Annotated in this window: 19 protein-coding genes; 14 read left to right on the top strand and 5 right to left on the bottom strand. The window is 74.9% G+C overall.

Annotated features, from left to right (window positions below; all coding sequences use genetic code 11):
* Positions 1–56: 56 nt before the first annotated feature.
* On the bottom strand, positions 57–893 hold the full coding sequence (locus tag ACFQO7_RS30860) for a patatin-like phospholipase family protein (protein WP_376809680.1): 837 nt from the start codon (positions 891–893) through the stop codon (positions 57–59).
* Positions 894–1,233: 340 nt separating this feature from the next.
* Here ACFQO7_RS30860 and ACFQO7_RS30855 point away from each other — a divergent pair, with 340 nt between their 5' ends.
* The 5 genes from ACFQO7_RS30855 (at position 1,234) to ACFQO7_RS30835 (ending at position 13,557) form a co-directional block, all read left to right on the top strand.
* Complete coding sequence (locus ACFQO7_RS30855) at positions 1,234–2,172, top strand: DUF4132 domain-containing protein (RefSeq protein WP_376809679.1); 939 nt, start codon at positions 1,234–1,236, stop codon at positions 2,170–2,172.
* Positions 2,173–2,174: 2 nt separating this feature from the next.
* Positions 2,175–6,953: a hypothetical protein gene (locus ACFQO7_RS30850; protein WP_376809678.1), complete on the top strand. Its 4,779-nt coding sequence runs from the start codon at positions 2,175–2,177 to the stop codon at positions 6,951–6,953.
* Positions 6,950–8,107, top strand: coding sequence for an ATP-binding protein (locus tag ACFQO7_RS30845; protein WP_376809677.1), 1,158 nt, complete (start codon positions 6,950–6,952; stop codon positions 8,105–8,107). Before ACFQO7_RS30850 ends, ACFQO7_RS30845 begins: the two co-directional genes overlap by 4 nt.
* Positions 8,100–11,654, top strand: coding sequence for a DUF5682 family protein (locus ACFQO7_RS30840; RefSeq protein WP_376809676.1), 3,555 nt, complete (start codon positions 8,100–8,102; stop codon positions 11,652–11,654). Before ACFQO7_RS30845 ends, ACFQO7_RS30840 begins: the two co-directional genes overlap by 8 nt.
* Before the next feature lie 70 nt (positions 11,655–11,724).
* Positions 11,725–13,557, top strand: coding sequence for a hypothetical protein (locus ACFQO7_RS30835; RefSeq protein WP_376809675.1), 1,833 nt, complete (start codon positions 11,725–11,727; stop codon positions 13,555–13,557).
* A gap of 174 nt (positions 13,558–13,731) precedes the next feature.
* On the opposite strand, the gene ACFQO7_RS30830 is transcribed toward ACFQO7_RS30835, so the two are convergent.
* Positions 13,732–14,574, bottom strand: a complete 843-nt coding sequence (locus ACFQO7_RS30830) for an SDR family oxidoreductase (protein WP_376809674.1) — start codon at positions 14,572–14,574, stop codon at positions 13,732–13,734.
* Between the two features lie 95 nt (positions 14,575–14,669).
* Here ACFQO7_RS30830 and ACFQO7_RS30825 point away from each other — a divergent pair, with 95 nt between their 5' ends.
* The 3 genes from ACFQO7_RS30825 (at position 14,670) to ACFQO7_RS30815 (ending at position 16,225) form a co-directional block, all read left to right on the top strand.
* Entirely contained in the window at positions 14,670–15,509 is an 840-nt protein-coding gene (locus ACFQO7_RS30825; RefSeq protein ID WP_376809673.1) for a GNAT family N-acetyltransferase, read from the top strand.
* A gap of 39 nt (positions 15,510–15,548) precedes the next feature.
* On the top strand, positions 15,549–15,803 hold the full coding sequence (locus ACFQO7_RS30820) for a DUF6343 family protein (protein WP_376809672.1): 255 nt from the start codon (positions 15,549–15,551) through the stop codon (positions 15,801–15,803).
* Positions 15,804–15,871: 68 nt separating this feature from the next.
* Positions 15,872–16,225, top strand: coding sequence for a VOC family protein (locus ACFQO7_RS30815; protein WP_360534698.1), 354 nt, complete (start codon positions 15,872–15,874; stop codon positions 16,223–16,225).
* Between the two features lie 29 nt (positions 16,226–16,254).
* Here the strand turns inward: ACFQO7_RS30815 and ACFQO7_RS30810 are convergent, their stop codons facing one another.
* Positions 16,255–16,833 (bottom strand): TIGR03086 family metal-binding protein, encoded by a 579-nt coding sequence (locus tag ACFQO7_RS30810; protein WP_376809671.1) that lies wholly within the window; start codon positions 16,831–16,833, stop codon positions 16,255–16,257.
* Positions 16,834–16,941: 108 nt separating this feature from the next.
* Here ACFQO7_RS30810 and ACFQO7_RS30805 point away from each other — a divergent pair, with 108 nt between their 5' ends.
* From ACFQO7_RS30805 to ACFQO7_RS30785, 5 genes are all read left to right on the top strand, one after another.
* A complete protein-coding gene (locus tag ACFQO7_RS30805) occupies positions 16,942–17,544 on the top strand; it encodes a hypothetical protein (protein ID WP_376809670.1) in 603 nt (200 codons plus the stop codon).
* A 38-nt stretch (positions 17,545–17,582) separates the two neighbouring features.
* The gene (locus tag ACFQO7_RS30800; protein WP_376809669.1) at positions 17,583–18,203 is read left to right on the top strand and encodes an SGNH/GDSL hydrolase family protein; all 621 of its coding nucleotides are present in this window, start codon (positions 17,583–17,585) and stop codon (positions 18,201–18,203) included.
* A gap of 148 nt (positions 18,204–18,351) precedes the next feature.
* Positions 18,352–18,996 carry a glycine zipper family protein gene (locus ACFQO7_RS30795; protein WP_376809668.1) on the top strand — a complete coding sequence of 215 codons (645 nt, stop codon included), beginning with the start codon at positions 18,352–18,354 and terminating at the stop codon, positions 18,994–18,996.
* A gap of 33 nt (positions 18,997–19,029) precedes the next feature.
* Entirely contained in the window at positions 19,030–20,040 is a 1,011-nt protein-coding gene (locus ACFQO7_RS30790; protein WP_360534688.1) for an aldo/keto reductase, read from the top strand.
* A 12-nt stretch (positions 20,041–20,052) separates the two neighbouring features.
* Complete coding sequence (locus ACFQO7_RS30785) at positions 20,053–20,640, top strand: TetR/AcrR family transcriptional regulator (RefSeq protein ID WP_360534686.1); 588 nt, start codon at positions 20,053–20,055, stop codon at positions 20,638–20,640.
* Here the strand turns inward: ACFQO7_RS30785 and ACFQO7_RS30780 are convergent, their stop codons facing one another.
* On the bottom strand, positions 20,641–21,300 hold the full coding sequence (locus ACFQO7_RS30780) for a class I SAM-dependent methyltransferase (protein WP_376809667.1): 660 nt from the start codon (positions 21,298–21,300) through the stop codon (positions 20,641–20,643). It lies immediately after the preceding gene.
* Positions 21,301–21,366: 66 nt separating this feature from the next.
* Positions 21,367–21,990: a hypothetical protein gene (locus tag ACFQO7_RS30775; protein ID WP_376809666.1), complete on the bottom strand. Its 624-nt coding sequence runs from the start codon at positions 21,988–21,990 to the stop codon at positions 21,367–21,369.
* Positions 21,991–22,066: 76 nt separating this feature from the next.
* On the opposite strand from ACFQO7_RS30775, the gene ACFQO7_RS30770 reads away from it, so the two are divergent.
* Positions 22,067–23,146: a hypothetical protein gene (locus ACFQO7_RS30770; protein ID WP_376809665.1), complete on the top strand. Its 1,080-nt coding sequence runs from the start codon at positions 22,067–22,069 to the stop codon at positions 23,144–23,146.
* Positions 23,147–23,238 lie beyond the last annotated feature (92 nt).

The following is a 23,238-nucleotide window of genomic DNA, read 5'->3' as shown; positions in this document are numbered from 1 at the left end:
GTAGTGATCGTCGTGCGTGTGGCTGGGAACATCCTGAACGGACGGTCGGTGCCGGCTCAGCACCAGACGGCGCCGACCTGTTCGACGACGTGCGCGGACTGGGTGCGTCCGGCGCGGGCCGACGCCGCCCGGCGGGCCGGGTCGAGCATGTTGCGGCCGATCGCGGCCCGGGCGTCGCGGTCCGGGCTGATGACCGTCACCCGGGTGCCGGCCGCCGTCAGCTCGGCGACGTGGCGGGCGGTGCTGGTGACCAGGCCGCCGCCGACGGTCACCGGGGCGATGATGACCACCCGCTCGTGCCCCTTGGCCAGGTCGGCGTTGGTCGCCGAGCGCATGCCGCCGTCGATGTAGCGGTGGCCGTTGACCGCGGCGGGGGGCCATACGCCGGGGACCGCGCAGCTGGCGGCGACGGCGTCGATGAGCTCCACGCCGCTGTCGCGGTCGAACACGGTGAACTCGCCGGTGTGCGCGTCGGACGCGGTGATCTTCAAGGGCTGGGCGGGCCACTCGACCACGGGCAGCCGGGACGCGATGACCGCCTTGCGCTCCTCGGGCGTCATCGAGGCGGCGGCCAGCGCGAGCGCGCCGAGGCGGGCGCGGTACTGCTCGGGGGCGCGGCTGCGCACCATCGCCCAGCCGTACGCCAGCAGGGTGCGCGTGCTGATGCGGGCCGCGACCTCGTCCTTCGGGTCCTCCAGCTGGGTCTGGTAGCGCTCCTCCAGGCTGGGCTCGGTGGCCATCACCGACGCGACCACGGACCCGGCCGACGTGCCGATCAGCAGGTCGGCGGTGCTCAGGTCGACTCCGGCCTCGGCGAGTCCGGCCAGGATGCCCAGTTCCCACGCGATACCGGTGACCCCGCCGCCACCGAGCACGAGCGCTCTGCCCTTCACCGCCGCCTCCTCCGTCACCGCTGACGCACTGCCCAGCGGCCCGGCGACGCCCGCATCCACGCGGCTGCGGCGGACCGGCGGCGTGCCCGGCGCTGGACCTTCGACGGTACTCCCGAGACGCGTGGTCATGCCTGCATATACCCGTTGACATCGCTTTCCACACCTCACGACCGGCGCGGCCGCGACGCGGGGACCCCGCTGCGCGCCGCCGCAGGCGGTGTGGCCGAATGGTTCCCGGTCGGTATGCCGCGAGCGGGGCGGGGCCGCGACCAGCCGTTTGCCGGACTGTCGGCGCGGTGGTTTAGCGTCCGGTGTCTTCGACAGGGAGGTGGCCGTCCACATGGGATGGTTGGTGGCATCGGGTGGCTATCAGGTCACCCTGCGCGGGAGCGATCTGATCGCCCGCAACGCCAAGGGCAAGGAGCTGAAGTCGGTGCCGTCGGCGCTGCGCGACGACCCGGTCGTGACCGGCCTGCGGCAGCTCACCGAGTGGCTGGGCCGGCACGAGGCGCAGTGCCGCACCGACATCGAGCGGTGGATGGTCCGCTCGCTGCCGGTGCCCGTCGCGGTGCTGGCCGACGTGTGGGCCGACGAGACCTGGCGCGCGGCGCTGACCGACCTGGTGGTCGGGGTGCTCGACGACGACGGCGTCTTCGACCCGGACGAGGTCGGCTTCCTGCGCGACGCGGCCTCCGGGCAGATCGGCATCGTCAACCTCGACGGCGACACCGTGCGGCTGCCCGCGCAGCGGGTGGTGATCCCGCACCCGGTGACCCTGCCCGACCTCGACGACCTGCGCGAGTTCGCCGCCGACCTGGGCGTTTCCCAGTCCGTGGACCAGCTGTTCCGGCAGATCTTCGTCCGCCCGGCCGATGCGGATCCGGCCGCTCGGCGCGTCGCCGACTACTCCGGGGGCAAGTACGCCGAGCTGCGCCACCTGACCGCCCGCGCCACCAAGCTCGGCTACCCGGTGCGCGGCGGCAACGCCGTCTGCCGCGTGTTCGAGGGCGGCGTGACGGTCGAGGCGCGCTCGTGGGTCGGCTCCGACGACCCGTACTACGAGACCGAGACCGGGGACCTGGTCTTCACCGACCGCAACGGCACCGCGCTCACCCTGGCCGAGGTCGGCCCGGTCGCCTGGTCCGAGGGCACCCGCATGGCCGCGGCCCTGTACGCGGGCCGCGTCGTCGAGAAGGACGAGGACGAGGACTCCGCCGAGGACCAGATCGCGGACGCCGACGAAGACGACGAGGACTACGACGACGAGGACGAGGACTAGTCATGAGCGAGCAGAACCTGACGTTGCTGGAGGCGGGCGCGGTGCTGCCCGTCGGCTCGCCGGTGGCCAAGGACGACACCGTCGACGCGCTGACCTCGCGTACCTACCGGCACCCGGTGCTGGGGGAGCGCACCGTGGTGCGGCTGGTGCCGGGGACCATCGGCGCTGCCGAGGACCTGAGCATGGAGTTCCTCGGGTTCGACAAGCCCGCGAAGGTCTTCGAGGTCGGCCTGGTCCGCCAGCAGGCGCTGGGCTTCCCGGCCTGGGCGCTGGTCCACGACCCGGCCAACGGCCACCACGCGCTGGCCCTGGTCAAGGAGATCGAGCGGCTGGCCCGGCAGGCGAAGTCCCGCATCGGCCCGGCCAAGGACGGCTTCAACGCCCTCGGCGAGCGGCTGGCCCGCGCGGTCCCGCACTTCCTGCCGACGTACTACGAGGAGGCGGGCCGGGCGTTCCTGGTCGCCGACAGCACCACGTACGCGGCGACGATGTTCGGCAAGGCGCGCGACGCCGAGCGGGCGTACGCGCTGCGCATCGACGAGGAGCGCCAGCACGCGGTGTTCCTGGAGTTCGCGCTGGCCGGGGCGCTGACCGCGAAGGCCCTGTCGCAGCACGCCCGGGAGCTGGCCGCACGGTGCACGCCGGCCGACGCCTACGACCGCTTCCTGCGGCTGTGCGTGGAGCGGACCCTGGGCGGGCTGCCGCCGTACGCGCAGATGCACGTCGACCTGCGCCGCCTGGCCAAGGCCGCCAAACTCGACCAGGGCGAGGCCGACCGGCAGGTGCTCGCGCAGCTGCTGTCCGCGCCGTCGCTGTCGCGCGCGCCTGAGGGCTTCTGGACGGCGTACGCCGGCGCGCTGGCCGCGCTCGCCGCCGCCGACGCGGCCCTGCGCGGCCGCCTGCTCGGCATGTTCCCGCAGAACGTCACCGACGAGGTGTGGCTGGACGTGCTGGAACGCGCCGGGGCGACCGCCGCGCTGACCGAGCCGCACGGCACCGTGCCGTCCGCCGCCGAGTCGCCCGACGGGCCGGCGGGCTGGCTCGGCCGGTTCGACGTGCACCGCCAGCGCCGGGGCTGGCGGCAGAGCGGCCGTTCGGTCCACCTGCTGGCGCTGCTGGAGCGCATGTCGGGCCGGTTGAAGGCCGACGGGCTGCCGGTCGTGCTGTGCCGCCGGCACAGCGGCGTCGACCTCGACCTGCTCGACGCCTGCCTGGCGCTGGGCGTGCCGGTCGCCGACCCGGACGACGCCGCCCGCTACCAGGTGTCGCGCTGGCTGTCCGACGAGCGCGAGGGCCGCCGCGACCTGGTCGCCGTCGCCGGCGACGACCGCTTCCTGAACGCGCTCGCCGAGTCCGTCGAGCAGCACCTGCGCCCGAACTACCGGGAGACCGCGGGCGACCCCGAGCGGGTGCGCGCCGTCACGGCCGTGCCGGGCCTGCGCACCGCGGCCCACACCCTGCTCGACCTGATCGCCGCGGACACCGCCCGGCACAGCCTGCCCACGCTCGCCAAGCACCTGGACCGGCTGGCCCTGCTCGGCTGCCCCGACGGCGTCGCCGTCAACCCGGTCGTCGCCGAGCGGGTGCTCGGCCACGACGTCGCCGCGATGCTGGGCCGCTCGCTGCGCACCGGCCTGCTCGACGAGCTGGGCTGGCCCGCGCTGGAGGCGGCCGTCGCCCGGCTGGGCGTGACCGCCGACGACAACGAGGACAGCCTCGCCATCGTCAGCCAGTACCCGTACCTGGTGCTGCGCCGCGGCGACCTGGTGCTGGTGCTCGGCGAGCACGGCGTCGAGCTGGAGCACATGCTGCGCATCCCCGCCGACCAGCGCCACTACCTGTGGCGGCTGGTGCTGCGCTACGTCGACAAGCAGCTGCTGGTCTGCTGGGACATCGGCCGCGAGCGGTCGGGCTACTGGAGCGGCGCGTCCGACGACGTGTTCACCGTTCCCGACAGCGCCTTCGACATGACCGACGCGATGTCGCTGCCGCTGCCCGGCGGTGGCCGCACCCTCGGCAGCCGCCCGCTGCACGTCGGCGACCGCAGCGAGCGGCACACCGGCCGGGTCCTCACCGACGGGGCCTCGTACTGGGTGATCCGGCACAACGGCGACAAACTGGTGTGCCAGGAGTTCGACCCGGCCACCGGCGAGCGCGGCCGGGCCAGCCTGCCCGCGTTCCTGGAGGACGGCGCGGCCGACGGGGAGTCGCTGGTGCTGCACCTGTCCCGGCTCGCGCCGCGCGACCCGGCGGCCGGTGCGCCGAGCCCGCTGCTCGGCGGGCGGGTGCCCAACCGCGCGGACGGCGGCCTGACCGGGCAGTCGACCGACGGCACGACGTACACGCTGCCCGCCGGGGCGAGCGTCCGCGGCGACCTGTCCGGGGCGGTGCGCCTGCCGGGCTCGGACGCGGTCTGCGGCGTGTTCACCGCCCGCGACTGGCGGCGCAGCTCGATGACCCTGGCCGACGCCGAGGGCTGGCTGCTCGGCGAGTACTCGGTGCCGCAGGGCCCGTCGGCGTACGCCCGCGGCACCCGGCTGGTGCCCGGGGCCGCGTACTGGCACCTGCTGCGCCCGCGCGACGAGGCCGGTTCGGCGGCGCTGCGCGCGGTCACCGACGAGTGGTGCGCGGGGCTGCTGGGCGAGTCCGTCGCGGCGATCGCCGCCGCAAAGGACGACGCCGCCGCGCAGGAGGCGCTGGTCGCGCTGGTCGCGCGGCACCTGCCGGAGGTCACCGACCCGTCGCTGCGGGCCGGGGTCGCCGGGCTGGTGGAGCGGGCCGCCGTGCACGTCACCCGGCTCGCCGAGCTGCGCGACCGGTGCGAGGGCAAGGCGGTCGAGGCCGCGGCGAAGCCTGCCGCGGAGTGGACCGGCGGCGTGCAGGACCACGTGCTCAGCCACGCGCTGTCCGGCCTCATCCGGTACTGCTACAGCCGCAATGACAGCGCGGTGCGCCTGTTCGCCGCGACCGGCGCGGCGTTCACCGCCGAGCAGGCGCCCACCGGGCAGCTGTACCTGGACGCCGACGACGACTGGTTCGACGCGCTAGGCACCCTGCCCGCCGCGATGTACCGCGCGGCGAGCCCGGTGACCAGCCCGGAGCACCGGGCCGCGCTGGTGGAACTGCTCGGCGTCGTCGCCCGCAGCGGGCTGCTCACGCCGGGATCGCGGCTGCGGCTGGTCGACCTGAAGGCCGACCAGCCCTTCGACGAGGCCGGCCTGCCCGGCACGGTGCTGACGTTCGGTGCGCGCCGGCTGCTGGTGCTGTCCGCCGACAACGACGACCGCGAGGTCAAGGGGTTGGAGTACGCCCCCGGCGGGGTGTTCGGGGCGCTGCCCGGCTACGCCATCACCGCTGAGCGGATGCTCGACACCGCCGGGGCCACCCCCGACGCGATCGCCGAGTTCACCAGCCTGCTGGCCGCGAACGGGCCGATCGCCTGGCAGCCCGACCGGGTCGCCGCGCTGTCCGACGCCGCCGGGGTCAGCCTCACCGAGGCCACCATGGTGCTGGCCGGCCTGCCGCAGCAGGCGTGGCACAAGCCGGAGTCGGAGTGGGTGCGCGAGCTGCTCGCCGTCGAAGCCGGTCCGGCGGCCGCCGCCGCGAGCCGGATGCGGTCGGGCAGCGTCACCGCGACCGCGCGGATGCTGGCCCTGCTGCTGCCCGCCGAGCTGGCCGCGCTGTGGCGGTCCGGCCCGGCGTCCGCGCGGTTCGCGGCCGCGTGGACCGAGCGCCACGGCGTACGCCGCCCGGTGCGCGACGACCTGATCGTCGCCATCGACAAGGCCGATGTGGACGGCTCCATGAACGCCTCCGAGCTGATCCACGGCATCGCCAACCCGGACACCTGCCGGTGGCTGCACGGCACCGTCGACGGCATCGACGACGACGACGTGTTCGTCGCGCTCGCCAAGTGCCTGCCGTGGCTGGTCTACCACCTGCCGGCCGACGACCCGATCCGGGCCGCGCTGCCGCGGACGGTGGAGCTGGCCCAGGCCCGGCTAGCCGACCCGGCGCTGTCCCTGCCGGCCGGCTACGTCACCGAACGCAAGATCGACCCGCTGCTCGCGGCGACCGGCGCGACCCGGGTGAACGGCGCAGACGGCAGCATCTCGGCCGGGGCGGTGCTGCTGCCGCCGGACACCGGCTGGCGCGCGGTGCACGTGCGCCCCGCGCTGCTGACCGGCGCCGACGACCCGGTGCTGCACGTGCTGCGGGCCAGGCTGGACAGCCACCAGGACGGCGTCGACGCCGCGCTGCACGCGCTGCTCGGCGGCCAGCTCGCCCGGCTGGTCGGCTACCCGGTGCCGGCCGGGCTCGACGGGTACGCCCAGGACCCGACCCGGTCCGTGCCCGACCTGGTGGCCCGGGTCGCGCAGGAGCGCGGGCTGCCCGCCGACGCGGCGGCGCTGTACCTGCAGCTGCTGGCGCTGCCCGACCCGACCGACAAGAACACGGCGCTGTGGACGGGCTGGAAGCCGGCCCGGCTGAAGGCGGCCCGTGCCGCGCTGGCCGCCACCGACCTCGTGGTCGAGGCCAAGCGGCCCCGGGCCGGGCGCAGCCTGTTCCTGCCCGGCGGGTGGCTGGCGCTCAAGGCCCCGCACCTGCCCCTGGAGCGGTGGAAGCTGCCGCTGCTCATCGGCGGCGAGAACGGGGTGTCCGGGCTGGACATCGTGCTGCCGGTCGCGCCCGCGCCGCAGCTGTTCGCGCTGGCCTGGGACAGGATCACCGCGGGCGACGGACCCCGATTCGACGAACTGGTAACCGAGAGGCGCCGATGACCACCACCACGACCGCGCGGCAGGTCGACCCTGCCGAGCATGCGTACGCCGGCGAGCTGGCGTTCCTGGCCGCGTACGACGGCGGGCCGCGCCCGCCCGGCTGGCGGCTCACCCCCCGGGCCGTGGTCACCTTCATCACCGGCAGCGACGGCCGCGAGCTGGAGCTGGCCAAGGAGGACCGGCGCGACGGCCTGCCCAACAAGCTGGTCGTCCCGGCGAAGTTCGTCGGCGAGCGCGCCCTGGTCGAGCGGTGCGTGGTCACCCTCGCCGGGGAGCGCGGCCTGCTGCTGGTCGGCGAGCCGGGCACGGCCAAGTCGATGCTGTCGGAGCTGCTGTCGGCGGCCGTCTGCGGCAGCAGCGAGCTGGTCGTGCAGGGCACCGCCGGCACCACCGAGGACCAGCTGCGCTACGGCTGGAACTACGCGCTGCTGCTGGCCCACGGCCCGAGCAGCGAGGCGCTGGTGCCCTCGCCGATCCTGTCGGCGATGCGCACCGGCGCGGTGGCCCGCGTCGAGGAGATCACCCGCTGCCTGCCCGAGGTGCAGGACGCGCTGGTGTCGCTGCTGTCCGACCGGCGTATCGCCGTGCCGGAGCTGGCCGGCACCGACGGCGCGACCGTGCACGCCGCACCCGGCTTCACCCTCATCGCCACCGCGAACCTGCGCGACCGGGGCGTGTCGGAGATGTCGGCGGCGCTCAAGCGCCGCTTCAACTTCGAGACCGTCGGCCCGATCGGCGACCTCGCGGCCGAGACCGCGCTGGTCGGCGAGCGGGCCCGCGCCGCGCTGGAGCGGGTCAAGGCCCCGTTCGCCGTCGACGACGCGGTGCTGGAGGCGCTGGTCACCGCGTTCCGGGACCTGCGCGAGGGCCGCTCGGTCGAGGGCTGGGACGTGGAGCGCCCGTCGACGGTGATGAGCACCGCCGAGGCGGTCGCCGTCGCGACGTCGCTGGGGCTGGCCCAGGCGTACTTCCCCGGCGACCGGGACGTGCTGTCGCTGCTGCCGGGGCACCTGCTCGGCGTGGTGCGCAAGGACGACCCGGCCGACGGCGCGAAGCTGCTCGGCTACTGGGACGGGGCGGTGCGCCGCCGCGCGGAGGACGGCGCGCGGCTGTGGCGGCGACTGTGGGAACTGCGTGATGTCCTCGGTGGCTGAGACGACGGCGGAGCATACGACGGCGCTGGACGGCGACCCCGCGGTCGCCGTCGCCGAGCTGGCCGGACAGCGCGACCCGTTCCTGATCGGCGTGCGGCACCACTCGCCCGCGCTGTCGGTCGTGCTGCCCGACCTGCTCGACCGGTACGCCCCCGAGGCGCTGCTGCTGGAGCTGCCCCCGGAGCTGGGCGAGTGGCTGCCGTGGCTGGCCGACCCCGACACCACCGCGCCCGTCGCCCTGGCGGGCGCGGTGGGGGACGCCGGTCTGGCGTTCTACCCGTTCGCGGACTTCTCGCCGGAGCTGGCCGCGGTCCGCTGGGCGCACCGGCACGGCGTGCCCGTCGTGCCGTGCGACCTGCCGCTGGCCGACCGCGCCTGGCACGAGCGGGAACAGCCCGCCGCCGGGCCGGCCGGGCAGCGGCTGTCGCTGGCCGGGGCGCTCAAGGACGCCGCGACCGGCCGCGCCGACGAGGACATGTGGGACCGGATGGTCGAGGCCCGCGCGCCCGGCGCGGACCCCGAGGCGGTACGCCGGGCGGCGCTGCTGGTCGGCTGGGCGCTGCGCCGCGACGCCGAGACCGGCGACGGGGTGTCCACGCTGGACCTGCGCCGGGAGGCGTACATGCGCGGCTGCCTCGCCGAGCACGCGGGCAAACGGGTCGCGATGCTGGTCGGCGCGTTCCACGCCCCGGCGCTGCGTGCGGCGGGACCGGCGAACCCGGCCCCGGCGGGTGCGAAGGTGGTCACCTCGCTGGTGCCGTACACCTTCGGGCTGCTCGACGCCCGATCCGGCTATCCGGCGGGCATCCGCGACCCGCAGTGGCAGCAGTCCGTGCTGTCCGCCGCGGGTGACCCGGCGCAGGTCGAGGCGGCGGCACTGGCCGCCGTCGTGGCGGTGTGCGCCGGGGTGCGCGCCGCCGGACACCCGGCCGGGCCCGCCGAGGCGCGCGAGGCCGTCCGGCTCGCCGTCGACCTGGCCCGGCTGCGCCGGCTGCCCGCCCCGGGCCGGGGCGAGCTGATCGAGGCGCTGCAGAGCGTGCTCGCCCACGGCGAGGTGCTCGGCCGCGGCCGCGTCGTCGCCACCGCGATGGAGCACGTGATGGTGGGGGACCGCCGCGGGCGGCTCGCCCCGGGCACCCCGCGCTCCGGGCTCGGGCCCGCGGTCCGTGAGCTGCTGGCGTCCCTGCGGCTGCCCGGCCCCGGCGACGCCGCCAAGGACACCCGCCTCGACCCGCTGCGCTCCGACCTGGACCGCCGCCGCGAGGTTCTCCTGCAGCGGCTGGCCGCCTGCGGGGTCGCCTACGCCGAACCGGTCGCCGGCGACGGCGGCGCGGGCGGTGTCGACGCCATCACCAGCCGCTGGCGGCTGCAGTGGACCCCGCACACCGAGGCCGGCATCGAGGTCGCCGGGCTGCGCGGGGTCACCCTGGAGCAGGCGACCGAGGGCGCGCTCGGCGAGCGCCGCCGCCGCGAGACCGCCGACGGCGGCCCGTCGGCGGCCGAGGTCGTCGAGGGCCTGCACGCCGCGGCGGTGTGCGGCCTGCCCGCGCTGGCCGCGCGGCGGCTGGCCGAGGTCGCCGCAGTGGTGCCCGCCCAGGGCTCGCTCACCGAGGCGATGAGCGCGCTGGCCCTGCTCGACCGGCTGCGCCACGGCCACGTGCCCGGCCTGCCCGAACCCGACCGGGCCGCCCTCGCCGAGGTCGCCGAGGCGGTGGAGACCGCCGCCGTGCGGCAGGTCGACGGGCTCGCCGGCTCCGAAGCCGTCGACGACGCGCGGGCCCTCGCAGCGCTCGCGCAGCGTGCCGAGGCGTCCGGGTCGGCGCTGCGCCTGGCCGACGCGCTGGCCCGGCTGGCCGCCCGCGGCACACCGCTGATGGCCGCCGCGGCGGGCGCGGTGCGGGTGCTGCTCGGCCACGTGCCGCCAGAGGAGTTCGGGGTGCGGGTGGCGTCCTGGGTGGACACCGCCGGCACCGACGAGGCCCGCCGCGCCCTGCAGGGGCACGTCAGCGGCCTGCTGGCCGTCGCCGAGCCGCTGCTGCAGGCCGCCGAAGGCGTGCTGACCGGGCTGCTCGACCGCGTCGAGAACCTGCCCGACGAGGCGTTCCTGCACCGGCTGCCCGCGCTGCGCGGCGGCTTCCACACCGCCAGCCCCGCCGGGCGCGACCGGCTGCTCGCGGTCATCGACGAACGGCTCGGCGGCCACGACGTGGCCGACCTCGGCGACGTCGACGACCCGGACGCCCTGCTGGCCCGACTGCTCGCCGACCGGGCGGGCCGGACCGCCCTGGTGGAGCTGGGCCTGCTGGCCGCCGACGGCACGGCCGCATCCGCCGACCCGGCCCCTACCGGAGCCGCGGAGGCGGATCGGGCCAGTGCCGAGAAGCGCGGTGCCGAATCGTCCACGCGCCGGACCACCGGCCCGGACGCCAGGCCCGCGCCATCGGGCGAGCTGTCGCCCGCCGACCGGTGGCGGCTCATCCTGGGCCGCGACCGTGCCGGCATGGGCGGCAAAGCGCGGCGGTACGCCACCGCGCTCGACGAGCTCTACGGCATGGGCCGGGGCGAGGGCGCACGCGAGGACCGCGGCGCGGGCGCGGGGCGCGAGCCGTCCTTCCCCGGCGTACGGGAATGGTCCGAGGAACTGTCCGCGCTGTTCGGGCCCGGCGTCCGGGAAGAGGTGCTGGCCGCGGCCGTGGAGTCCGGCCGCCTCGACGCCGCGCTGGAACTCGACCCCGACGCGGTGCGCCCGTCCATGGACCTGCTGCGTGACGTGCTGTCGCTGGCCGGTGGCATGCCCGAGGCCGTGGTGACCCGGCTGCGCCCGCTGGTGGCCCGCATCATCGCGGAGCTGACCAGGGAGCTGGCCACCACGCTGCGCCCGGCGCTCAACGGCCTCACCACGCCCCGCCCCACCGCCCGGCCGGGCGGGCGGCTCGACCTGGCCCGCACCCTGCGGGCGAACCTCGCGACCAGCCGCCGCGACGCCGACGGCCGAGTCACCGTGGTGCCCGAGCGCCCCGTGTTCCGCACCCGCGCCCGCCGCGGCGTGGACTGGCGGCTGGTGCTGGTGGTGGACGTGTCCGGCTCGATGGAGGAGTCGGTGATCTGGTCCGCGCTGACTGCGTCCGTGCTGGCCGGGGTGCCCGCGCTGACGACGCACTTCGTCGCGTTCTCCACCGAGGTGGTGGACCTGACCGACCGCGTCGGCGACCCGCTGAGCCTGCTGCTGGAGGTCAAGGTCGGCGGCGGCACGCACATCGCCGCCGGGCTGCGGCACGCCCGGTCGCTGGTCACCGTGCCCGCGCGGACGCTGGTGGTGCTGGTGAGCGACTTCGAGGAGGGGCACTCCATGGGCGGTCTGCTGGCCGAGGTGCGCGCGCTGGTGGAGTCCGGCGCGACCGTGCTGGGCTGCGCCAGCCTCGACGACGCGGGACGGCCGCGCTACTCGGTGTCGGCCGCGGGCCAGCTGGTCGCGGCCGGTATGCCGGTCGCCGCGCTCAGCCCGCTCGAACTGGCCCGCTGGGTCGGCGAGCAGGTGCGCCGATGAGCGAACGCAGCGAGCGAATCGGGATGCGGCGTTCGGCTCGGCGCGCCGACGAGCGAAGCGAGGAGAAACGATGAGCGGGCTGCCTCCGGTGACCGCGCCCGCGCTGGCGGAGACGCTCGACGCGCTGCCGGGGCGGCTGCGCAAGAAGGTCGACGACGCCGTCACCCGGGCCGCCGCCTGGCCGGTGTCCACGGCCGACGGCCAGGTCACGGTCACCGTCGACGAGAGCACCACCGTCACCCTGGTGGTGACCGGCGGCGTGGTGCGCACCGGGGCCGACGCCCGGTGCAGCTGCCTGCTCGCGCCCAACTGCCTGCACCGCGTCGCGGTGCTGGCCCTGGCCCCGGTCCACGACGGCCTCGACGACGAACCGGACGCCGCGCCTGCGGAGCCGCCGACGCCGGATGCGCCACCCGCCGGCACCGCCGCCGTGGTCACCGATGAAGCGGGACCTGACACCGGCCCATCCGGCGGTGCGCCGGTCGTGCTCACGCCGAAGCAGCGCGACGCGGCCGAAGGGCTGTGGCGGGCCGGGGCGGCCGTGCTCGCGGCGGGCACCTCGGGCAGCGGGCTGGTGCTGCGTACCGCGCTGCTGCGGGCCGTGCACGAGGGCCGCGCCAACGGGCTGCACCGCGCCGCCGCGGCCGGCACCCGGGTCGCCGCCGGATTGCAGGCGCTGCGGGAGGCGCAGCCGCAGTTCCGGCTCGCCGAGCTGACCGACGACCTGCGCGAGGTGCTGGCCGTCGCGCACCGGCTGCGCGCCGGGGAGCTGCCCGCCGAGCAGTCCGCGGACCTGCTCGGCGTGGCCCGGCGCGGCTACGACCCACAGGCCGGGCTGCGCCTGTACGGCCTGTGCACGGTCCCGGTCGTCGCCGAGTCCGGTTATGCCGGAACGGTCACGTACGTCGTGGACCGCGACGGTCGGCTGTGGACGGTCACCGACGTCGCCCCGGGCGGCGCGGACCGGGCCGCCCGATCCGGCGACACGGCCGTGGCGCTGGGCGAGGCCGGGCTGAGCCATCGGCAGCTCACCCGCGCGGGCATGATCGTCTCCGGGGGCACGGCGAGCGCCTCGGGGCGGCTCGGCGCGGGAAGATCGGTGCGCGCGGTCCGGGCGACCGGGGCGGCCTGGACCGAGCCGCCTCTGCGCGCCCTGTGGGAGCAGCCGCTGGACGAGCAGGTCAGCCGGGCCTTCGATGCGCTCGCCGAGCCGGTCGGGGACCGGCTGGCCGGGTCCGACCTGCTGTTCCTGTCGGTGCGCGTACGCGGCGCGGCCACCGGCGACGCCGTGCTCGCCGAGACCCTCGACGGCGCTCCGGTGCTGCTCACGGTCGCCGACGACCATCCCGAACTGGCCTACCGGGAGAACCTGCGGCTGCTCGGCGCGGCCGAGGGCCTGGAACTGCTGGTGGTCGGCCGTCCCGACCCCGGGCGGCGGGCGACCGTCGAGGCCCTGTCGATCGGGCGCGCGCCCGGCACCGGTGACGGGCTGCGCCTGCCCGAGGCCTGGGGCGGCCACGCCGACCTGGGCTACGACCGCCTGCACCGCAGCCAGCTGCAGTCGGGGCAGCAGGTCCCGGCCGTCGCGGGACGCCCGCCGGTGACCGGTGATCCGGCGCTGCAGCTGCTGCGCCGCCACCTGGAACGGGTGGTCAGCGGCGGCCGGGCCGTGGCCGCGCTCGCCGACGGCCAGCAGCGCCGACTGCGGCGGGCCCGCCTGGACCTAGGCGCGTACCTGCTGGCCGAGCTGAGCAGCGCGGCCCGGTTCCGGCGCCGGGATCCGTTCGGCCGGCTCACCGGCGACGACGCGGAGGCGTTCACCCGGGCGTGGCTGGCCGCCGCCGTGTACGAGCAGCACGCCACCTCGGCGCTGACCCACGCCACCTGGCTGCCCCGGGGCTGACCCGGCCCCGCCCGGCCGCGCGGTGACGTCGCGGCCGGGCCGCCGGGCCATCGCCGGGCCGCTGCCGGGTCGCCGCCGGGCCGCGCTGGCCAAGATCGCCGTTTCCGGTCATCGGATGTGGTCAGGCCGCAGATCATGACCGGAAACGGCGATCTTCCACCCTCGGCGGCGGTGTCAGCCCAGCCGTAGCAGGTCGTCCAGGGTCAGCGGGGCGACGCCGGTGAGGCGTTCGACGGTGTCGGTGACGGTGGCCAGCGAGCCGTCGCGGATCGCCAGGTAGGTGCTCACCCAGGCCTCGACCTGCCAGTCCGGGGCCTCGTACACCGCGCGGGAGGCGTACGCCTCCTCGACGCTCTCGTCGTGGTAGCCCGTCTCGCGTCCGGTCACGAACGTGATGATCTCGGCGACCTGCTCCAGGGTCAGCGCCTGCGGGCCGCTCAGCTCGTAGACCTGCCCGTCGTGGCGGCCGGGCTCGCGTAGCACCAGCGTGGCGACGTCGGCCACGTCGTCGATCGCGACCCCGGCGACCCGGCCGTCGCCCGCCGGGCCGCGCAGCATCCCGTCGTTACCGGCGAACAGTGGCAGCATCTCCAGGTACAGGTTGTTGCGCAGGAACGTCCACGCCAGCGGCGTGTCCCGCAGGTGCTGCTCGGTGGCCCAGTGGTCACGGGCGAGGGTGAACGTCGCGTCGGGCGAGGCGCCGTAGAACGACGTGTACACCAGCCGCCGCACCCCGGCCGCGACCGCCGCGTCGATGAACGTGCGGTGCTCGGCGACCCGCTCGGCGGACTCCGCGCCGGAGACCATGAACAGCGTGTCCACGCCGCTCAGCGCGTCGATCGCCGCCGCGCGATCGCCGTACGCCGCGCGGCGGACCTGCGCGCCGGGCAGTTCGGGGGCGCGGGACGGGTCGCGCACCAGGAGGCGCTGCGGCAGCCCGGCCTCGGCGAGCCGGTGGGCCACCCGCGCGCCGAGCCGGCCGGTGGCCCCGGTGACGGCGATCGTCGCCTCGGACATGGCCTCTCCTGCCTGTGGGGATGTTTTCTCATGGTATGCGGACCCGCCGCGCGACGGGCTGGCGGCGCGACGACGGGGACCGCGAGGATGTGACCGTGACATGGTCCACCGCAACGGATGTCCGTGACCTGCTCGACGCGGCGGGAGAGTTCCTGCGCTCGCGTCCGGTCGAGCACACGGCGCTGCTCACCGAGGCCGCCTACCTTCAGGCGCGCCCCAGCACCGCCCCCGACCAGCGGTACGGCTGGTGGCGAGAGGCCGACGGGGAGGTCACGGGGGCTTTCCTGCGTGCGCCGGGGCACGCGCCGATCCTGTCCCCGCTGCCCGACGCGGCGATCGCCGCCCTGTTCGACGCGCTCGGCGAGCCGGACGCGGTGGGAGTGGACGGCGGCCTGGCCGACCGGGTGGCGCAGGCCTGGTGGGCCGCTCGCGGCGACCGGCCTGTCGAACGTTCGCGCATCACGCTGTACCGGCTGGACCGGTTCACGCCGCCCGCGCCGCCGCCCGGTCGCGCCCGTGTCGCCGGGCCCGCCGACCGGGATCTGCTCCTGGCGTGGTTTCACGACCTGATGGCCGCCTACCCGGACGATCCCAGCGAGGCCGCGTACGTCGTGGACGACCCGCTCGACTACGGCGGCATCACGCTGTGGGAGGCAGCGGATCCGCAGGGTGTGGGCCGACCGGTGGCGATGGCGGGCCGCAGCAGGCTGGTCGCGGGTATGGTCCGGCTGAGCGCGGTCCACGCGCCGGGTGGCGACGACGCCCACGCCGACGCGGTGTTCGCCGCGGCCTGTGCCGCCGCCCGGCGGATCGCCGACCACGTGCTGGTCTTCGCCGGCGCCGCGGCCACGGGCGTGAAGTACCGGGCGCTGGGCTTCCAGCCCGTGCTGGACCGCGTGCTGCTCGGCGCCCCGCCCGCCGCGGGATCGTCCTGACCTGCCCCGGCGCGGACTAGCATGGTGAGTGAGGCCACCATGACCAGACAGAGACCGGACGGCACCCACGACCACCCGTACAGCGCGCTGAACCTGCGCCTGGCGCTGGCCGGGTTCGGCCTGGTGTTCGCGGGCGTGCTGGCGGTGATCTCGTTCGCCTTCGGACTGGGCTGGCTGGGCTGGCTGAGCGTGCTGTTGATGGCCGTCACGGTCGTCGACCTGATCGTGATCACCCGTCGGCGGCGGCAGCGCCGCCGCGAGGACCATGGTGCGCCGCACTCGCTTTTCGAGTGAGCCGTCCGTGCGAAGCAGACCCCGGTGAAGCAGGCTGCCGCGCAGGTCAGGCGGCATAAAATCAAGACATGATCAACGGTATGCATGCTCTGATCTACAGCACGAACGCCGACGCCGACCGCGCCTTCTTCCGCGACGTGCTCGGTTTCCCGCACGTGGACACCGGCGAGGGCTGGCTGATCTTCAAGGCTCCGCCCGCCGAGATCGCCTTCCACCCGGCCGAGGCGCACACCCGCTGCGAGCTCTACCTGACCGTGGACGACGTCGAGTCCACGGTGGCGCAGTGGGGCGAGCGCGGTCTGGAGATCATCGTCGCGCCGACCGTGCGCGAGTGGGGCACCGAGGCCGTGGTACGCCTGCCCGGCGGCGCGACCCTGGGCGTCTACCGGCCGACCCACGCCACCGCGTACAGCGCCGCCTGACCCGCGCGCCGGGCGTCCAGGGCCCTGGCTCAGTCCGGGGCCCAGGCCGGGTCGCGGCCGAACGCGGCCAGCAGCCGGTCCTGGGCGTCGGAGCCGTCGGGCAGGTCGATCCGCGGCCCGATGGCCCCCGCCCCGCGGTAGGCGTGCTCCTCGGTGTCGAACCAGTCCGCGACCACCTTCACCGCCTGCGGATCCAGTTGCGGGTCCACGCCCAGCGCCACGGCCAGGTCCCAGGCGTGCACCAGGTGGTCGGCGGTGAGCTGGTAGGCGTACTCGCTGGCGGCGGTGTCGCCGAAGGACAGATGCACGATGCGGTCCATCGCCCCGGGCGCGGTCACCGCGGCCTCCGCCTCGCGCGCGGCGTCGGCGGCCGCCGCGACCGGGTCCGTGCCCAGCAGGTCGCCGGCGAACCGGTCACCGACGTCGTCGACGGTCGCCCCGGCGAAGATCGGCACGGTCCACCGGTCCTCGCCCACCAGATGGTTGACGAGTGCGCGGACGTCCCACTCCGGGCACGGCGTGGGTGACGACCACTGCTGCGGCCGCACCTGTGCGACGCGGTCGGTGAACTCGGCGAGACTGGCCCGGTAGCCGTTCAGCAGGTCCATGGCATCCACCTCGCCAAGCAGTATATGCAGCCCGAACGGGCCGAGATCCGGCTTCGGCGACCCGGGCGGCCGGGTGGGACGTACCGTCGGGGGGAGGGGAGGTCCGCCATGTTCGTTCAGGTCATTCGCGGCCGGGTGTCCGATCATGAGGCGGCCCGCGAGGCTTTCGACAGCTGGGTCCGTGAACTGTCGCCCGGGGCGGACGGCTGGCTCGGCACCACCGGCGGGGTCACCGCCGACGGCCGGCTGGTCGTGCTCGCCCGGTTCGCCTCCGAGGAGGCGGCCCGGGCCAACAGCAGACGGCCCGAACAGGACCGCTGGTGGCGGCAGACGGCGTCGCTGGTGTCCGACCCGACCTTCCACGACAGCGCCGACGTGCGCGGCTACCTGGCCACCGGCTCCGACGACGCGGGCTTCGTGCAGGTCATCACCGGCCGAACCGGCGACCCGGACAAGATGATGGACAGCGTCGTACGGCTGTCGGCCAGCCTGCACCAGTTCCGGCCGGACCTCATCGGCGGCACCGTGGCGCTGCACCACGACGGCACCTTCACCGAGGCGGTGTACTTCACCTCGCTGGAGCAGGCGCGGGCCGGGGAGCAGCGGCAGCTGCCGCCGGAGCTGCAGGGCGCGCTCGACCGGGCCGAGGAGCTGACCTCCATGCTGTCCTATCACGACCTGACCGAGCCCTGGCTGTTCTCGCCGCGCTGAGGGTCGCGCCCGCGCTGCCGGGCACCTACCATGGGCCCGTGATTTTCGAGCAGGGTCAGCGCATCGTGTTCATCGGCGACAGCATCACCGACTGCGGTCGGCGTGACAGCGCCGCCCCGTACGGCGACGGCTACATGAGCCTGGTGCAGGCGTTCGTCACCGCCGCCCGCCCCGACCTCGGTCTGCGCTGGGTCAATCGCGGCGTCAGCGGCGACACCGTGCGCGACCTGGCCGCCCGGTGGCAGGCCGACGTCGTCGACGAGCGCCCCGACTGGCTGAGCGTGAAGATCGGCATCAACGACGTCTGGCGCTTCTTCGAGAACATGCCCGACGCCGCGGTCCCACTCGACGAGTACACGGCCACCCTGCGCACGCTGCTGGCCACGGCGGTCGAGCGCACCGGCTGCCGGCTGATCCTCGCCGACCCCTACCTGATCGAGTCCGATCACGACGACCCGCAGTACGTGATGACCGGCGACTACGCCGCGACCGTCGCCACGCTGGCGAAGGAGTTCGGCGCGCTGCACGTGCCCGTCCAGGCCGCGTTCGACCGGGTGCTGACCTCGACCCGGCCCGCCGACTGGGCCCACGACCGCATCCACCCGAACCTGGCCGGCCACGCCGTCATCGCCCGCGCCTTCCTCGACGTCATCGGCTGACCTGCCCGCCCCCTTCTGCCGCGTGGTGGCGGTAGGGGCGGGTGGGTAGGGTGCGGGCATAGGGGCGTATGCGGTCGGGGCGCTGTCGGCGCTCGTTCAGGTCGGGGCGGCGGTCGCGGCCGGGACTCTGCTGGGCGCGGGGTGGGCGGTGCTCGCGGGCGCGGTCGTCGCTGTCGTCGCGGTGCCGTACGGCTGGGCTGTCGGGCACGTGCGGGCCTACCCGCTGAGCCCGCGCGGGGTCGGGCTGTTCGCGGTCGACCACAGCTGGAGCCTGGTGAACACGATCGCCGGGGCGGGCTTCCTCGCGGTCAACCTGGCCCGCGGGCACCACCTGGACCCGCCGCGCTGCTGCCACCGCGGCCGGATCGACGTCCATGAGCAGGCCATCCAGGGGTACGCCACCACGCTGGGCAACGTCGTCGCCGGCGGGACTGCGGCCAACGAGCGCCACGAGGACCTGCACGTCCGCCAGGCGCGCCTGCTGGGGCCGCTCTACCTGCCGCTGGTCGGGCTGAACTACGCCCTGTTCAGCGTGCTGCCGGTGTGGTGGTTCTACCACGACCACGACGGCTACCCGATCACCGGACCGGGCCGCTATTTCACTCGCGGCGTCTACCTGCACGTCTGGCACGAGGCCTGGGCGTACCGCCGCGACGTGCGGGACCGCTACGGCGACCTGCCCGTGCCCCGGCCTGGCCGGAGACGGTCGCGGCGGGTCCACCGCAGGGACCGCCTCCGCCGCGGACCGCATGATCATGGTGACCGCGATCACTGTACAACTGACAAAACTTGAAATCTGTCATCTGTCAGCCCTATCGTTCTGGGCATGACCACCAACACCATGACCACTCGCCCGCTCGGCACCTCCGGCCCGCGCGTCTCCGCGCTGGGGCTGGGCCTGATGGGCATGTCCGACCTGTACGGCCCCGCCGACGAGGCGGAGAGCATCGCCACGATCCACGCCGCCCTGGACGCCGGGGTCACCCTGCTCGACACCGGCGACTTCTACGGCATGGGCCACAACGAGCTGCTGCTGCGCGACGCGCTCAAGGGCCGCGCCCGTGAGAACGCCGTCATCAGCGTCAAGTTCGGCGCGCTGCGCGACGCCGCGGGCGGCTGGAACGGCGTCGACACCCGGCCGATCGCGATCAAGAACTTCCTCGCGTACACCCTCAAGCGCCTCGGCACCGACCACGTCGACATCTACCGCCCGGCCCGCCTCGATCCGAACGTGCCGATCGAGGAGACCGTCGGGGCGCTGGCCGACCTGGTCAAGGCCGGTTACGTCCGGCACATCGGGCTGTCCGAGGTCGGCGCGTCCACCTTGCGCCGGGCCGCTGCCGTGCACCCCATCGCCGACCTGCAGATCGAGTACTCGCTGATCTCGCGGGGCATCGAGCGCGACATCCTGCCCACCGCCCGCGAGCTGGGCATCGGCATCACCGCGTACGGCGTGCTGTCGCGCGGCCTGCTGTCGGGCCACTGGTCCCGCGAGCGGGCCACCGCGCCCGGCGACTTCCGCGGGCACCTGCCCCGGTTCGCCGGTGACAACCTGGACCGCAACCTGGCCCTGGTCGACGCGCTGCGCGAGGTCGGCCAGGACAAAGGCGCCAGCGTCGCGCAGATCGCGGTGGCCTGGGCGCTGGCCCAGGGCGACGACATCGTGCCCCTGGTCGGGGCGCGCACCCGGGCGCGGCTGGAGGAGTCGCTGGGCGCGCTGCCGGTCGTGCTGACCGAGACCGACCTGGCCCGGATCTCCTCGGCGGTGCCGGCCGGATCGGTGTCCGGGGACCGCTATGACCCGCATTCGATGTCGGCGCTCGACAGCGAGAGGTAAGGTCTGCCCGTTATGGCAGATGCTCCGCTCACACCCGATCGCATCCTGGAAGCGGCGGAGGAGGCCCTCCGCCGCTTCGGGCCGGCGAAGGCCAACGTCGTCGATGTCGCGCGCGCGCTGAACGTCAGCCACGGCAGCGTGTACCGGCATTTCCCCAGCAAGGCGGCGCTGCGTAGCGCGGTGGCGGAGCGCTGGCTGGCGCGGCTGTCGGAGCCGCTGGCCGAGATCGCAGCCGAGCGCGGCCCGGCGCAGCCGCGGCTGCGCCGGTGGCTGGAGGCGCTGTGCGACGCCAAGCAGCGGCGGGCCCGCGACGAGCCGGAGCTGTTCACCACGTACTACCACCTGGCGCTGGAGGCCGACGAGGTGGTCCGGGCGCACATCAACGCGCTGGCGGCGCAGCTCGGCGGGATCATCGCCGACGGGGTGGGCCGGGGCGACTTCGCGGTCGCCGACCCGTTCCGGACGGGCCGGGCCGTGTTCGACGCCACCAGCCGCTTCCACAACCCCGCGCACCTCGCGGAATGGAACGACCCCGAGATCAAGACCGAGTTCGAGGGTGTCTGGCTGCTGATCCTCAGCGGCCTGGGAGTGCCCCGCTGATCAGCTCTTCGCCGGGCCGCGCAGCTCCCACACCCGGGTGTGCTTGACCGTCACGCTCTCCAGCGCGAAAGGGGTCGGCACGTCGTACGCGCCCAGCTCCCGGAACAGCGGTTTGGGCAGGAACGCCCGGTCGGGGTCGCCGACCAGCACCCGCGCCCCGTTCTTGGCCGCCCGGCGCAGGAAACCGGTCATCCGGTCGGCCATCGCCTGGCTGTAGAACACGTCCCCGGCCAGCACGATCTCGGCGTCGGCGGCGTCACCGCCCAGGATGTCGGCCTGCTCCACGGACACCCGCACACCGTTGGCGGCGGCGTTGAGGCCGATCGCGGCGGCCGACAGCGGATCGATGTCCACGGCGCGCACCGACGCCGCCCCGGTCAGCGCGGCGGCCACCGCGACCAGCCCGGAGCCCGACGCCAGGTCCAGCACCCGCTTGCCGGCCGTCGTCTCCGGGTGGTCGAACAGAAAACGGGCCAGCGCCTGGCCGCCGGCCCAGGCGAACGCCCAGAACGGCGGCGGCTGCTCGCTGCGGTATTCGCCCTCGGTCAGCTCCCACAGGCCGATCGGCTCGTCGGCCTGGTGCAGCTTGAGCTCGGGCAGGAAGGGCACGGGAGCGAGCGCGGCGTACGAGCGGACGAAGTCGGCAGCGGTGTCGGTCACCCTGGAAGTGTGCCGCCTGCCCGCCCCGGCCGCGCACGGCGGGGCAGGTGAGCCTGCCCACGGCCGTCACCAGGTGGTGATCGCCTCCTGTGGCTCGATCGTGATGGGGACCTGCGTCCCGTAGCGCTTGGGCAGCTCCACGCGGGCGCGTTCCAGGTCGGCCGGCAGCACGCCGATGGTGATTCCCGACCCGTCGTGCGTGGTCCCGGTCGTGTTGATCGTGATTCCCTGCTTTTCCCAGTACTTCCGGTCGTCCATCACCCGGCTCGCCAGCGCCTGCAGCGTCGCCTGGTCGTACGCGGCGTCCCGCAGGTAGATGCACTCGGTGCCGGCCTGCTGCGTCACGAACTCGTCGAACTCGGCGGACGGCACCCGGTACACGATGCCGTAGCCCTTCTCGGGCACCACCTCGACGCCGGCGAACTGCTTGCCGAAGCGGCCCTCGCCGGCCTGGCTGATGCGAGTCAGCGCGTCGTCGAGGGTGACGCTGGTCGGCCACATGGTCGACCCCGCGGTCTCGATGGGGCTGGGCGTGGGCCGGGCGACGGCGCAGCCCGGAGTGCCGGCGCCGTCCAGGGTCGGCGGCGGGGCGGCCGCCTCGCCGGCCTCGTTCTGGCCGGCGCAGCCCGACAGGGCGGCGGCGATCAACAGCGCCGCGAGGGCGCCACCGGTGAATCGAAAGCTGGTCATGAATGTCTAGACGCCACGGCCGGTCCGCCGGTTGCGCCGGGGTGGGTTCCCCCGTTAGCAGGGTATGACCCGAGTGGTGATCATCGCAGCGGCGGTGCTGGCGACGGCCGTGGCCCTGCTGTCGGCGACCGAGTACGACAGCCGGCCGTGGCCCGGCAAGCCCGACCCGGCCGCCGTGGGCACGACCGACCCCGGCGCGCCGGGGGAGACGCCGGTGTCGCCCGCCGCGCAGACGGCCGCGCCCGCCACGCCGTACGCGGACGCCCCGTTTGCGATGCCGGGCATGGCGGCCAAGGCCGGGCAGCCGATCGCCATCCACACCGCCGACCTGCCCGCGAACGAGGCTTCGGGCCTGGTGGCCAGCAGGCGGTTCCCCGGAGTCTTCTACTGGCTGCGCGACGGCGGCGGCGCGACGACGCAGCGGCCGCGCGCCGCGCTGTGGACCATCCGGCTGGGTGAGGACGCCCAGTCCCATCCGGTGCGCCGCGGCGAGAACTTCCCGTTCGCGCAGGTCTTCGAGGCGCCCAACGCCGACTGGGAGGACGTCGTCATCGACGACGACGACAACCTGTGGATCGGCGACATCGGCGCCAACGACTGCGTGAGCAAGCAGTACCTCTACCGCACGCTGGAGCCCGATCCGGACACCGACGACCCGTTCATGGTGACGGCGAAGTATCCGCTGGCCTTCCCCGATCCGGCTCCGGGTTGCAAGACCCGCAACGCCGAGGCAATGCTCTGGCTCGACGGGGAGCTGTACCTGTTCGCCAAGACCGCCAACTCCCCGGTGTACCGGGCGGTGCTGCCGGCCGAGCGCAACACACCGGTCACCCTGCTCCCGGTGGCGAAGTTCGACCACAACGTCAGCAAGATCTCGGTCAGCACGGTCTCCGACGACCGCACCCGGCTGACCCTGGCCGGCCATTCCCGGTACTGGGTCTTCGCGGCGGACCCGGAGCTGACCGGCGACGAGTTCCTGCGCGAGGCGATGGACGGCAAGCCGGTGCACACCGCCACCTTCGCGTCGGCGGCGGGCAACGCCTCCGTGGAGGGCGGCAGTTACGTGCCCGGCACACACGACCTGCTGTTCGTCGCCGAGAACAAGGAGATCTTCCTGGTCCCCGACGCCCCGGCGCCCACCTCGGCCCGCTCCTAGATCCGCTGACCTGCCTGGCGCCTGTGCGTATCTTGCAGTGGCATTCGCACAGGTGCCAGGCAGGTTCGACGATCGATGAGATCGGCGCGGCG

The organism is Catellatospora aurea (assembly GCF_042663325.1).
Classification (GTDB): Bacteria; Actinomycetota; Actinomycetes; order Mycobacteriales; family Micromonosporaceae; genus Catellatospora; species Catellatospora aurea.
This window is presented reverse-complemented; position numbering and strand designations above follow the sequence as displayed.